The organism is Leucobacter exalbidus (genome assembly GCF_017834145.1).
Lineage (GTDB): Bacteria > Actinomycetota > Actinomycetes > Actinomycetales > Microbacteriaceae > Leucobacter > Leucobacter exalbidus.
On sequence record NZ_JAFIDA010000001.1, the window covers coordinates 3,019,252 to 3,032,799 of the forward strand.

Consider the following 13,548-nt stretch of genomic DNA (forward strand, 5'->3'; position numbering starts at 1 on the left):
CGGTGAAACCCAGCACGGTCGCTTGGACGCATCAGCGTGGTGATGCGATGTTATGTGGTGAGTGAGCTAGCGCAGCGCAGCCTGCGCCTCCTCGGCGGGCGTGGCGTAGGCGTACGCTTCTTCACCGTGGTGCAGTGCATCAATGCCCTCTTCCTCAACGGTCTGGGGGACGCGGAGGCCGGTTAGGGCCTTCACTCCCAGCGCGATGATGAGGGAGACCACGAAGGAGTAGACGGCTACGGCCACTACCGAGATGGCCTGGACCAACAGCAGTCCGCCATTGCCGCCGGTGAAGAGGCCGTCATCGAAGGCGAAGAAGCCGAGGTAGAGCGAACCAATCACACCGGCGACCAGGTGCAGGCCGACCACGTCGAGCGAATCGTCGTAACCGAGGCGGTACTTCCAATCGATGGCGTAGGCGCAAGCGAAGCCAGCGACGAGCCCGAGCAGCAGTGCCCACAGCGGTGACAGGTTCGCGGCCGAGGGGGTGATGGCCACGAGGCCGGCGACGGCACCCGAGGCGGCGCCGATGACACCGGGCTTCTTGCCGCGCATCACATCGATGATGATCCAGCCGACGATGCCAGCTGCGGGAGCGCCGAGGGTGTTGATGAGAATGAGGCCAGCCTCACCGGTCTCGGTGGCGAGGCCCGAGTTGAAACCAATCCACCCAAACCACAGCAGCGCCGCACCAATCGTGACGAGGGGGATGCTGTGGGGCTTGTGGGATCCGGGACCAAACCCGATGCGCTTGCCCACGACGATCGCAAGCGCCAGGGCAGCTGCGCCAGCATTGATGTGGATCACGGTACCGCCGGCGAGGTCGATGACCTCGGGCAAGCCCAGGGAGGAGCCGAGAGTTTGAATCCAGCCGCCGCCCCACACCCATGCGGCGACGGGGAAGTAGACGAAGGTCGACCAGACGCCCGTGAACAGCACCCACGAACCGAGGCCGACGCGATCGGCGATCGCACCCGAGATGAGCGCGGCGGTGATCATGGCGAACACGGCGCCGAAGCCGATACCAATGAAGTCGGCGGGATCGGTGTTGAGGAGGCCGAAGTCTTTAAACGGGCTGCCGGCGAAGCCGCTCTCGCCGGGAGCGAAGTAGTTCATGCTGTAACCGAAGAGGATCCAGAGCACCCCAACGACGCCCATGGCGCTGAGACTGAAGAGCATCATGTTGACGACGGAGCGCACACGCACGAGGCCGCCGTAGAAGAGCGCGAGGCCCGGGGTCATGATGAGAACGAGTGCGGTGCTCGCAAGCATCCACACATCTTGCGGAGTGAGTTCCATGAGTTGTTTACCGCCCATTCTCTCGGAAGAAGCCGAGATTGATTCCGTAAAACCAGTGTGCGGGAGCGGTGTTTCGCAGGCGTCTCTCTGCCGTATCGTCGGCGTCACAATTGTGTTTCGTGTTGGCGACAGCGGATGCTCCTGTGGTCGGGGTGGGCCATCTCGGGCGGGAAACGTGCGGTTGCGTGCCAGAAATGATAGGGTTGCAAGGTTGCCGTGTAAACGGCCGCGGATTAAGAGAGCCCCAGCATCCCGCTGACGGCGCCGCGCAGCAATTGAAAGGGGATCCCTATGGCACTGGAAGCAACTGTCAAGCAGGCGATCATCGATGAGTACGCAACCAAGCCCGGCGACACCGGTTCCCCCGAGGTTCAGGTCGCAATGCTCACGCAGCGCATCAAGGACCTGACCGAGCACCTCAAGGAGCACAAGCACGATCACCACTCACGTCGTGGTCTGCTGCTGCTCGTTGGCCAGCGTCGCCGCCTCCTTGGCTACCTCGCAAAGGTAGACATTGCACGTTACCGTACGCTCATCGAGCGTCTCGGCCTGCGCCGCTAAGTTGCTGCGAACTCGGTAATTACCGAACGCTGAACGCCTCTCACCTTCGGGTGAGGGGCGTTTTTGTGCGTGCGGGGGTGTTTGGGGCGGGTTTTGCGTGGAATTCGCGCAGCAACTCCGGAACATTTAGTAACTCCGGAGCCCCGGCGCTAGTTTCGTCCGTAATTACTGCAAGCTCCTGAGTTGCTGCATGGCTTGGGAGGCCTGCCGCGCTGTCTCGACGAGGCGCTCACAGCCTGCCTTCGCTGACAATTCAGTCATGCTTTCTGCTTTGCGTGGGGATAACCCGCATGCAGGTGCGGGGTGCGCGAGCATGGCAGTATGCAAGTGGAAACTGTTCTCAAGCGAAATGGTGCTCTGGCGCCCTCGCGGGTGGTGCTCGATGAAGGGTTCAGCTACGCCCGATTAAGACAGCTGTGCGCGGAGCATAAGCTCGTGCGGGTGAGGCGGGGCTGGCTCGCGGCCCCCGACGCGGCGCCGGAGTTGGTCCTTGCCGCCCAACACTCGGGAGTGCTGACGTGCGTGACACAAGCCCGGCGTCTCGGGCTCTGGACTACTTCCGCAGAGCAGACGGTGCACCTGCGGCTTGATCCCCAGGCCAAACGCCCGAGCGATCAGAGGCTGCGTTTGCATTGGAACAAGCCGATTGTTCCGCGTGACCCACATCGGTTGGAAGACTCTTTGGTAGACATGTTGGCGATGGTGGCAAGGTGCTTGCCAGCTGAGGACGCACTGGCCGTGTGGAATTCTGCGCTGAACAAAGGACTCACCGAGATATCTGAGTTACAACGGGTGCCATTCACCGGGCGGGCGAAGGACCTGCTTAGGGAAGTTGAGCCGTATTCAGACTCGGGGCTCGAGACCTACGTGAAACGACGCCTGAAGCGGTTTCGATTACAGATTCGTGCGCAAATATGGGTGCTTGGGCACTGCGTCGATTTGCTTGTGGGGGAGCGCCTCATCGTGCAAATTGATGGCGGCACTCATGTGGGTCAGCAACGCACCTCGGACATTGCACACGATGCGCGGCTCGCGCTCAACGGATACACCGTGATGCGTGTGGGATACGACCAGGTGATGCGGCAATGGCCATCGGTGCAGGATCTCATTCTGCGTGCGGTGGCGCAGGGGCTTCACCGTGCGTGAACCCTGCTGCTGGCGTGCGGGGAATGCGCTGTATCGGCTGGGGTGTGCACATGCGTTGCCGTGAGCGTTGCGCCGCTGAGAGGCGCATGCAGCTGAGCAAAGAAATGCTTGTGGAGCTACAGCGTGATCCGGAGCTATCGCTACAACCGGAGCTTTGAGTAAAACCGGAAGAATATGCGGGCGGGGCTCCGATATAATTGAGTTCTCCGGAGTGAGTGGGCAGCGGGGCACCCCACCCACCCCAGAAACAAGTAATGGCCTCCCCGCCGAAGCGAAGAGGCCATTACTTATGCGATCGTTAGATCTTCGACGAAGCGTCCTTCAGGACGCTGCGCAGGATGCCGCCGATTTCAGCGAACTGCTCCGGACCAATGGTCAACGGGGGAGCAAGCTGGATAACGGGGTCTCCACGGTCGTCAGCGCGGCAGTAGAGGCCGGCCTCCCACAGTGCGGGTGAGAGGTAATCGCGCAGCAGGCGATCCGACTCTTCAGCGTTGAACGTCTCCTTGGTGGCCTTGTCCTTGACAAGCTCGATACCGAAGAAGTAGCCCTCGCCACGAACGTCACCGACGATGTCGATGTCGAGCAGCTTCTCGAGCTCGGCACGGAACAGCGGGCTGTTCTCGCGCACGCGGCCGTTGAGGTCCTCTTCCTCGAAGATGTCGAGGTTCTCGAGGGCCGCAGCAGCTGCCGCCGGGTGACCAGCGAACGTGAAGCCGTGGTAGAAGGTGTTCTCGACCGAGTTGAACGGCTCCGATACCTTGTCCGAGACGATCATCGCGCCGAGGGGAACGTAACCTGAGGTCAGGCCCTTCGCCGAGGTGATGATGTCGGGCTCGTAACCGAGAGCCTTCGACGCGAAGAAGTCGCCAACGCGGCCGTAGGCGCAGATGACCTCATCCGACACGAGCAGTACGTCGTACTGGTCGCAGATCTCGCGCACGCGCTTGAAGTATCCGGGGGGCGGCGGGAAGCAACCGCCCGAGTTCTGTACCGGCTCGAGGAAGACGGCAGCAACGGTGTCTTCGCCCTCGAAGAGGATGGCCTCCTCAATGCGGTTTGCAGCCCACTGGCCGAAGGCCTCGATGTCGTTCGAGGGTGCGCCCATCTCGTTGGCACGGTAGAAGTTCGTGTTCGGAACGCGGTGACCACCGGGAGTCAAGGGCTCGTAGAACTTCTTCATGTCGGGGATGCCGGTGATCGCCAGGGCGCCCTGAGGGGTGCCGTGGTAAGCAACTGCACGCGAGATGACCTTGTGCTTCATCGGACGACCCTGGATCTTCCAGTAGTGCTTCGCCAGCTTGAAGGCAGACTCAACGGCTTCGCCGCCGCCGGTGGTGAAGAACACCTTGTTCATCTGACCGGGAGCGTAGCCAGCGAGGCGCTCCGACAGCTCTACTGCTGCGGGGTGCGCGTACGACCAGATCGGCATGAAGTCGAGCTGCTTCATCTGCTTTGCAGCAGCCTGAACGATGCGGTCGCGGCCGTGGCCAGCGTTGACCACGAAGAGACCTGAAAGGCCATCGATGTACTGCTTGCCTGCAGCATCGTAGATGTGGTGTCCCTCGGCACGGGTGACGACGGGGATGCCGTCATCAAGTACCTTGCGGTTGGTGAAGTGCGGCCACATGTGCTTCTTGGCCGAGGCCTGAAGGGCGGCGGTGTCTACCGCGGCTGCTGGATCAAATGACATGGTTATCGTGTTCCCCAGTCGTATTTCTGTTTGGTGAGTTGGAGGTAGAGGAAGCTCTCGGTTGAAGAGACCCCCTCGATTCCGCGGATCTTCTCGTTGAGAAGCTCGATGAGGCCGTCGTCGTCTTCACACACCACTTCGGCAAGGATGTCAAAGGACCCCGCGCTAAGCACGACGTAACTGATCTCTGGCATCTCCGCGAGGAGGTCTGCAACGATTCGGGTGTCTCCGGAAACGCGGATACCGAGCATGGCTTGTCGATTGAAACCGAGCCGCATGGGATCGGTGACAGCGACAATCTGCATGACTCCGGCATCCGTGAGCTTTTGCACACGTTGGCGGACGGCGGCCTCGCTGAGGCCGACCGCCTTTCCGATTTCTGCGTACGATCGGCGACCATCGCGCTGAAGTTGCTCGATGATGGCCTTCGACGTTTCGTCAAGCGCTGAAAGCGTGCGTTTGTTGCTCACGCTACTGATTCTTGCAGTCAAAACCTGAAAAAGCAAAGGAATCCGAAGAATCATTCGGGAATTTAAGCGGATCCCGCCATTCTGGCATGAAATAGCGAGCGAATGAGCTGCGAACTCATTGAAACTGTACCAATCGGGCCCTGATCTCAGAAGAGGGCGGCGCCGCAATTTGCTGCGTGTTTACCTTTTAGGGCGCCCTCGAACGAGAAAAACAGCTTCGGATGCGCTTGTTTTGCCTTGCGTAGGCGGCAGATTTCGTCGTGATGCTACGCGAAAGTAACTGTTTCGTGAAGATTCATCGTCTCGCCGCCGATTCGCTTTGCAAGAAGTCACACTCTGTGACATATTCGAGGCACGAATCGGCAACGTTGCCGATCGCGCGAAATGCGGATTTCGCCTGTGAGAACCAAGGGAGATATCTCATGAATCGTCCGCTTCCCGAAGACCCGATCGTGCGCAACATTGTGCAGCTGATCCGTGGCGCACAGCTCAACCGACGCCAGCTCTTGCGCGGCGTTGCTGCAGCGGGTGCCGGCGCAGGCGCGCTCGGCCTCGCCTCATGTGCTGGGGGAGGAGGTGGCGGTGGTGGCGACAGCAAAGGGATCGTCTGGGGCAACTGGACCTACTACCTCGACTACGACGCAGACACCGACACGAACCCGACGCTCGAAGCATTCATGGAGCAGGCCGGCTTCGACGTGCAATACATCGAAGATATCGATGACAACAACACGTTCTACGGCAAGATCAAGGATCAGCTGAAGCTCGGCCAGTTCACCGGTTACGACACGATCACCCTCACCGACTGGATCAACGCCCGCATTATCGAGGCCAACGAGGTGCAAGAGTTCGATTACGCGAACCTGCCCAACGTGACCAAGAACCTGGTCGATAGCCAGTGGGATGCGCTCGATGTTGATCCGGGCCGTAAATTCTCTGTGCCGTGGCAGCTGCCGGCTTCGGGATGGGTGTGGAACACCGAGGCGGTGCCGAAGGGCATCAAAACTCTCGATGACTTCTTGCGCCCCGAGCTCAAGGGCAAGGTGGGCGTGCTCTCTGAGATGCGTGACACCATGGGCATGATTCTTTCGGGCCTCGGATACGATCCTGCCGGCCAGTGGGGCGACAAAGAGTTCGACGAGTCGCTCGCGTGGCTCAGCGACGCCATCGACAGTGGCCAGATCAAGAACATTAAGGGCAACTCGTACACCCAAGATCTGCAGCGCGGCGACACGCTCGCGGCGATGGCGTGGACGGGCGATGTCATCATGCTCAACGTCGAAAACGACAACCAGTGGACGATGGAGGTGCCCGAGTCTGGCGGCATGATCGCGTCTGACTCGTTCACCGTGCCCAACGGCACCTCGAAGGAAAACAAGGCCAAGGTTGAGGAGCTCATCAACTACTACTACGACCCCGAAGTGATGGCGCAGGTGGCTGACTATGCCACGTTCGTGCCGCCGGTCAAGGGGACGCAAGAGGCGATGCAGAAGCTCAATCCCGAGAACGCCGATAACCCGCTGATCTTTCCGAGCGAGAAGGACTGGGAGAACCTGCACTCGTTCCGCACGCTCACCGCGGCCGAAGACAAGAAATACTCCACCGAATTTCAGAACGTACTGGGGCTATAAGGCATGGCAATCTCAACTTCATTCGCAGAGGCGGGGGCCGACCTTGAACTGGTGGGCATTCAGAAACGATTCCCCGGGTTCACGGCGATCGAGCACATCGATCTAACGATCCCCGCCGGATCATTTTTCGCGCTGCTGGGACCCTCGGGCTGCGGCAAAACGACCACGCTGCGCTTGGTCGCCGGTCTTGAGGATCCCACCGAGGGGCGCATTTTGTTGGGTGGCAAAGACGTCACCTCATTGAAGCCGCACAAGCGCCCCGTCAACACAGTGTTTCAGTCGTACGCCCTGTTTCCCCACATGTCGATCCTTGAGAACGTCGCGTTTGGGCTGCGCCGTCGCAAGATCGGTTCACCGGTGGAAAAGGCCCACGAGGCGCTGCGCCTGGTGGAGCTAGATCACCTGGCAGACCGCAAACCGGCGCAGTTGTCGGGCGGCCAGCAGCAGCGTGTGGCGCTGGCCCGTGCCGTGGTGAACCGGCCAGCGCTGCTGCTGCTCGATGAGCCGCTGGGCGCGCTCGACCTGAAACTGCGTCGTCAGATGCAGCACGAGCTGAAGCAAATTCAGCAGGAGGTCGGGCTCACGTTCTTGCACGTCACCCACGATCAAGAAGAAGCAATGACCATGGCCGACACGGTCGCGGTGATGAATAAGGGCCGGATCGAGCAGATGGGCGCCCCCGAAGAGCTCTATGAGCTGCCGCGTACCGTGTTCGTGGCAAACTTTCTCGGGCAGTCGAACCTGTTCTCGGTGACGGTGGCGGGCAGTACCGAGAGCGTCATTCACACCGACCTCAACGGCAACCGTATTTCGTTGCTGCGTTCGCGCAGCCAGCGCGACAGCGGCGATATTACGGTTGGCGTGCGCCCCGAGAAGCTGCGGCTGCACTTCGAGGCACCGCCGGTGGATGCCGGCGTGAACGTGGTGGGCCCTGGCCGCATCACTGATGTGTCGTTCATTGGCGTGAGCACGCAGTACACCGTCGAAGTTCCTGGGTCGGGGGAGGTACAGGTGTTTGCGCAGAACGTGGATGCCGGGCCTGCCGCGCGGGCCGGGGATGAGGTGTGGCTGAGCTGGTTGGCAGAGCACACGTTCGGATTGGCTGATGACCGCCTCGATACGGGGGCGCTGACCGCCGACTTCTCGACGCGGGCGATCGCCGCCCAAGCTGCGCTCGCCGAGTAAGGGAGACCATCATGGCACTCACCGCTTTCTCTGCGAACACGAAGAGTGTGGATCAGGCCCCCAAAAAGAAGGGGCTGATCGCACTCGTGCTGCTGGCCCCGGGTATCGCCTACATGCTGCTGTTTTTCGTGGCGCCGTTTATTCAGCTCATTTTGACCTCACTGCAAGCCCCCGATGCCGGAGGCGGCATCGGACAGTATGTTTCGGCGATGCAATTCTCGAACTACTGGACAGCGATTCAAGAGTATTGGCCGCAAATCACCCGTTCCTTTATCTATGCGTTGTCGGCGACGCTCATCGGGCTGCTCATCAGCTACCCGCTGGCGTACCTCATCGGTGTGAAGGTTCGGTCGAAGCCGATGCTGCAGGGCGTGCTGCTGATCTTGGTCATCGCTCCGTTCTTCATCAGCTTCCTGCTGCGCACCCTGGCCTGGAAGTCGCTGCTGCCGAGTGAACTCGTCGGCACGCACTTCTCAGTGATTTTGGGTCTGGTGTACAACTTCATTCCGTTCATGGTGCTGCCCATGTATGCGTCGCTGCAGGCACTCGATTTGCGCCTCGTCGAAGCGGGCAGCGACCTCTACGCGTCACCGCTCACCGTGTTTCGGCGGGTGACGCTGCCGCTGTCGATCCCCGGAGTGGTTTCGGGCACGCTGCTGAGCTTTATTCCGATGGCGGGCGACTACGTCAGCGCCTCGCGCGAGTTCTTGGGTAGCACCGAGACCACGATGATCGGTAACGTCATCGAATCGAACTTCTTGCAGACACAGAACTACCCGATGGCGGCCTCGCTATCGATCGTGCTGATGGTCATCATCTTGATCATCGTCGCGACCTATGTGAAGAAGAGTGGGGCGGAGGATCTGCTGTGAAATCATTCAGTCTCGGTAAAGCATTTGTGCCGGTGGTCAGCGCGATCACGCTGATCTTCCTGCTCACCCCCATCGTGCACGTCATCCTGTTCTCGTTTAACGACGCTGGCCGCAGCAACATTTTGTGGAAGGGCTTCACGCTCGATAACTGGCAGAATCCGTGTGGCGCACCCCAGGTGTGCACCGCGTTTGGTAACAGTATTCTCGTGGGCGTGGTCGCGACCGTGGTGGCGACGGTGCTCGGCACCATGATCGCGCTGGCGCTCGTGCGCTACCGCTTCAAGTTTCGCTCCACGATTAGCCTGTTGCTGTTCACGCCGATGGCCACCCCCGAGGTGGTGCTCGGCGCAGGGCTCGCGGCACAGTTCTTGCTCGCGGGCGTTGAGAAGGGCATCGGCACGATCATTCTGGCCCACACCATGTTCTGTATTTCGTACGTGGTGGTGGCGGTGAAGGCGCGCGTGGCCAGCCTGAATCCCGCCATTGAAGAGGCTGGGCGTGATCTCTATGCGCCGCCCAGCCAGGTGTTTTGGCGCATCACCTTTCCAATGCTGCTGCCCGGCATCATCGGGGCGGCGCTGCTCAGCTTCGCGCTCTCGTTTGATGACTTCATCATCACGAACTTCAACTCAGGCACGTCAACGACCTTCCCGAAGTTCATTTATGTGTCGGCGCTGAAGGGTGTGCCCGCGCAAGCCAACGTGCTGGCATCGATCGTGTTTATTAGCGCACTGCTGCTCGTGATCATCGTGCAGGTGCTGAACATTAACAAGCAGAAACGACTCGCTCGACAGTAGCAAGCCGGGCGAAGCGAATACGAGGGGCGGGGATGTATTCCTCGCCCCTCGTCGTTGTTACTGACGTTTTGGCGAGAATTCTACGGAAACTTGGCCGGATCCGGCATTCAAAATGAACATCGTTCGATAGCGTGCGTGTCGCTTTGCGTTCGGGCGTGTCTGCGCGACAAGATGAAACCTTGTGCAGGCGTAGTCGCCCGCATAACTACTGCGCAAAGAGGCGAAGAAGCCTCTGGCGCGATCACGAAGATCGTGAAGGAGAAGTAATGTCGAAAACGGCAGTTAAGGGAGTCGCCAAGGGGGCGAATCTCAAGCGCAATCTGGGGTTGTGGGCCATCGTCGGCCTGGGCCTGGGATACATGACGCCCACCGTGGTGTTTGACACCTTTGGGATGGTCGCGCGCGACACCAACAACGTGGTGCCCCTGGCCTACCTCGTAGCCCTCATCGTGATGGTGTTCACCGCGATCAGCTACGGCAAAATGGCGGGCGCAATTCCCAGCGCAGGCTCGGCCTACACCTACGTGCGCGAATCCATGCACCCCAACGTCGGGTTCTTGGTCGGCTGGACCTCACTCATCGACTACATGCTGTTGCCCATGGTGAACTGCCTCATCATTCGCAGCTACCTCGAAGCCATCTTCCCCGGTGTACCCGGCTGGATCTGGGTCGTCGCCTACTGCGTGCTCACCACCAGCGTGATCTACCTCACGATGCGCGGCACCTCAAACCTCAACGGCATTCTGCTCGTCTTCTCGATCATCGTGATGGCCGTCTTCATCGTGATGGTGTGGGCACAGCTCGCAGGCGGCGAGGGCGTGGGCTCGGTCGCCGACATGCAGCCGTTCTTCCACGACGGTGTGACCGCGAGCGCCGTGCTCATGGGCGCGACGATCGTGTGCTTCTCGTTCATCGGCTTTGACGCCGTCACCATGTACGTCGAAGAGGCACGCAGCCCCAAGCTCGTACCCCGCGCCCTGCTGCTCACGGTGGCATTGGGCGGCGCCATCTTCTTGATCGCCGGCTACTTCGCACAGCTGCGCTTCCCCGCATGGGAAGAGTTCGCACCCGGTGGCGACATGCAGTTCATCGAAGACTCCACCCTGCCGCTGATGGGCGAGGCCGTGGGTGGCCCCGTGCTGATGGCTGTGCTGACCGCGGCCGGGTTTGCGGCCACCCTCGCGTCGGGCCTCGCCTCGCACGCCTCGGTATCGCGCATGCTGCTCGTAATGGGCCGCAACAACGTGCTCCCCAAGAAGTACTTCGGCTTCATCAATGCGAAGACGCACACCCCCACGTTCAACATCGTGCTCACCGGTGTCGTGTGCATGCTCGCGGTCGCGTTCACCCTCGAAATGATCGCCGCGTTCATTAACTACGGCGCACTCATCGCGTTCTCGTTCGTGAACATCTCGGTGATCGCGTGGTTTGCGATTCGCAAGGGCCGCCGCAAGACGCCGCGCGACATCTTCAAGTACATTGTGATGCCGCTCATCGGCTTCGGCATGACGGTGATCTTGTGGGTCAACCTCCACCTCGACGCCCTCATCGGCGGCGTGGCTTGGACCCTCATCGGGCTGGGCTACCTCTTGTTCCTCACCAAGGGCTTCAAGAAGAAGGTGGCGTCCTTCGATGAAGATCAGCCCGTCACCGGCTTCAACAAGATTCCGCTCGACGAACAGTAGAGCCCTCGGTAACTTCCTTGGACTGATCTGACTCTGCTCCGTCTGACGCCAACGCCTCGCCCGCTTCCGGGCGGGGCGTTGGCGTTTTGCCAGAGCGCCTGAGTGCCGGGTCAAAGAACGGCAGCGTGAACCCGCACAGCGGCCCGATCAGTAGCGCAAATGCGACGGTGCCCAGACCCACATCGCCGCCGAACACCCAACCCACGGCGAGCACCGTTACCTCAACCCCAGTACGAGCCAGCCACAGCGGCGTCCAAAAGCGAGCGTGGATGCCGATCATGAGGCCGTCACGCGGGCCGGGGCCCAGATGCGTACCAATGTAGATACCGCTCGCGACGGCGAGAAGCAGTAGGCCGAAGACAAAGTAGCCAATGCGCACGACGAGTAGCTCGGGAGTCGGCAGCAGCCATAGTCCCAGGGAGAGCCCCGGGCCCACGAGCATGATGTTGAGCACGGTCCCGATGCCGGGCCGTTGCCTCAGCGGGATCCAAGCGAGCAGTACCACTAGCCCGATGAGGTTCGTGAGCAATCCGATGTTCATGCCCGTCACTGACGAGAGGCCCTGGCTGAATACCAGCCACGGGCTCACGCCCAGCTCAGCGCGCATCATGAAAGCATCGGCGATGCCATAGAGCAGTAGCCCGGGGACGAGGCGTGAAAGTCGAAGAACCATGAGAGCAGTCCACTGGAAACTGGCCTGTTAAACAAGAGTCCAATCTGTATACACTGGCCTCATGATTGCGCAGCGGATTACCGCTCATCGGTTGCGGCAGCTGCTCGGGGAGTGGCGCGGCGACGGCCATAGCTACCGTGAGCTCGCCGATTCCATCGAACTACTGACCCGTGATGGCGCCGTGGCCCCCGGCTCCGCGCTGCCTGCAGAGCGCCGTCTCGCCGAAGAGCTCGGAGTCAGCCGCACCACCGTGGCTGCCGCTTACCAACGGTTGCGTGACGGAGCGATCGCGGTCTCGAGGCAGGGATCCGGCACCGTGGTGCGCGTGCCGCGCACAGTTGAGATAGCCCACGACGAGGGGATCGGAGCTGGAGCGTTCGATCTGACCCAGGCGACCCCTGCGCCGTGGCAGGGGCTCGCTTCCCTGGGACAGCGAGCATTCGAAGAACGGCCAGATGCCTTCGAGCTGCCAGGCTACGACACGATCGGAGCATCCGAGCTACGGCGCACCATCGCTGAACGCTACAGCGCGCGCGGGCTGCCGACCTCGCCTGAACAGATCATGGTGACGCTCGGGGCGCAGCACGCCATTTTCCTTGTCGCACGCACGCTGCTCGCCCGAGGCGACCGTGCGCTTATCGAGGCACCGAGCTATCCGCATGCCCGCGGTGCTCTGGCTGCGACCGGTGCCCTGATCGCAGAGCTACCGGTTGAGGTGAGCCAGCGAGACCCAGCCGCAGCGCTCGAGATCGCGGCGCGCGTGAGCCCTCGGCTGGCTTATCTGATCCCGGATCACCACAACCCCACAGGATCAAGCATGCCCGCGGAATTGCGCGGGGAACTCATTGCGACACTCACTGCGAGGGGCAGTCACATTCTCGTTGATGAAACAACCGCGGAGCTCACACTGGGGGAGCTGCGCACCGTGCTGCCGTTCGCGGCTGCGGCTGAACACCCCTACCAACAAGATGCCATCATCACCGTGGGGTCTCTGGGTAAGACAGTGTGGGGTGGGCTTCGCATCGGTTGGATTCGCGCCGCTCCTGAGCTGATCGATCGCCTTGAAGTCGCGCGGCGGTTGGGTGACCTCGGCACAGGGGTATGGGAGCAGGTGATTGCCACCTACGCACTCGAGTCCTACGACGAGATTCTGGCCGACCGGTGTCGCGAACTGACGCCGCGGCACCGGCTGTTGATTTCGCGACTCGCGGCCGAGCTTCCCGGCTGGCGCCCCTCGGCGGTAGTGGGTGGCGCGTGTACCTGGGTTGATCTCGGCGAGCACCGCAGCACGGCACTGGCGCGCGAGGCTACTCAGGTGGGAGTCCGACTCACTCCGGGGCCGAGGTTCGGCAGCCCTGGCGTTTTCGAGCGCTTCATCCGCATACCGTTCACCCTGCCACTCGAGCAGATCCCCGAGGTCGTCACTCGCCTTGCCAGCGCGTGGCAGGTGCGCGGCGGTCCTCCCGCACCGCCGCTACGGGAGGGCGCGGTCCTGTAGCTGTGGCTTCGGGCGCCCAAGGAGTGCTGCACGCGGTA

12 protein-coding genes are annotated in these 13,548 nt (G+C 61.3%); 8 read left to right on the top strand and 4 right to left on the bottom strand.

Features of this window, described 5'->3' with window-relative positions; genetic code table 11:
• Positions 1-66: 66 nt before the first annotated feature.
• On the bottom strand, positions 67-1,299 hold the full coding sequence (locus JOF28_RS13640) for an ammonium transporter (RefSeq protein WP_209706360.1): 1,233 nt from the start codon (positions 1,297-1,299) through the stop codon (positions 67-69).
• A 291-nt stretch (positions 1,300-1,590) separates the two neighbouring features.
• On the opposite strand from JOF28_RS13640, the gene rpsO reads away from it, so the two are divergent.
• A complete protein-coding gene (gene rpsO / locus JOF28_RS13645) occupies positions 1,591-1,860 on the top strand; it encodes a 30S ribosomal protein S15 (protein ID WP_209706362.1) in 270 nt (89 codons plus the stop codon).
• A 321-nt stretch (positions 1,861-2,181) separates the two neighbouring features.
• A complete protein-coding gene (locus JOF28_RS14625) occupies positions 2,182-3,006 on the top strand; it encodes an endonuclease domain-containing protein (RefSeq protein ID WP_245189982.1) in 825 nt (274 codons plus the stop codon).
• 298 nt (positions 3,007-3,304) lie between these two features.
• Here the strand turns inward: JOF28_RS14625 and JOF28_RS13655 are convergent, their stop codons facing one another.
• Positions 3,305-4,699: an aspartate aminotransferase family protein gene (locus JOF28_RS13655; protein WP_209706363.1), complete on the bottom strand. Its 1,395-nt coding sequence runs from the start codon at positions 4,697-4,699 to the stop codon at positions 3,305-3,307.
• 2 nt (positions 4,700-4,701) lie between these two features.
• A complete protein-coding gene (locus JOF28_RS13660) occupies positions 4,702-5,169 on the bottom strand; it encodes an Lrp/AsnC family transcriptional regulator (RefSeq protein ID WP_209706365.1) in 468 nt (155 codons plus the stop codon).
• Between the two features lie 422 nt (positions 5,170-5,591).
• Between JOF28_RS13660 and JOF28_RS13665 the strand changes: the two genes are divergently transcribed.
• From JOF28_RS13665 to JOF28_RS13685, 5 genes are all read left to right on the top strand, one after another.
• A complete protein-coding gene (locus JOF28_RS13665; protein ID WP_209706367.1) occupies positions 5,592-6,800 on the top strand; it encodes an ABC transporter substrate-binding protein in 1,209 nt (402 codons plus the stop codon).
• 3 nt (positions 6,801-6,803) lie between these two features.
• Positions 6,804-7,985 (top strand): ABC transporter ATP-binding protein, encoded by a 1,182-nt coding sequence (locus JOF28_RS13670; protein WP_209706368.1) that lies wholly within the window; start codon positions 6,804-6,806, stop codon positions 7,983-7,985.
• An 11-nt stretch (positions 7,986-7,996) separates the two neighbouring features.
• Positions 7,997-8,857, top strand: a complete 861-nt coding sequence (locus JOF28_RS13675) for an ABC transporter permease (protein ID WP_209706370.1) — start codon at positions 7,997-7,999, stop codon at positions 8,855-8,857.
• Complete coding sequence (locus JOF28_RS13680; protein WP_209706372.1) at positions 8,854-9,654, top strand: ABC transporter permease; 801 nt, start codon at positions 8,854-8,856, stop codon at positions 9,652-9,654. Before JOF28_RS13675 ends, JOF28_RS13680 begins: the two co-directional genes overlap by 4 nt.
• Before the next feature lie 266 nt (positions 9,655-9,920).
• On the top strand, positions 9,921-11,339 hold the full coding sequence (locus JOF28_RS13685; protein ID WP_209706374.1) for an APC family permease: 1,419 nt from the start codon (positions 9,921-9,923) through the stop codon (positions 11,337-11,339).
• Here JOF28_RS13685 and yczE read toward each other — a convergent pair.
• Positions 11,311-12,012: a membrane protein YczE gene (gene yczE / locus JOF28_RS13690; RefSeq protein WP_245189984.1), complete on the bottom strand. Its 702-nt coding sequence runs from the start codon at positions 12,010-12,012 to the stop codon at positions 11,311-11,313. The genes JOF28_RS13685 and yczE overlap by 29 nt on opposite strands.
• Before the next feature lie 61 nt (positions 12,013-12,073).
• Here yczE and yczR point away from each other — a divergent pair, with 61 nt between their 5' ends.
• A complete protein-coding gene (yczR, locus tag JOF28_RS13695) occupies positions 12,074-13,510 on the top strand; it encodes a MocR-like transcription factor YczR (RefSeq protein WP_209706376.1) in 1,437 nt (478 codons plus the stop codon).
• Positions 13,511-13,548 lie beyond the last annotated feature (38 nt).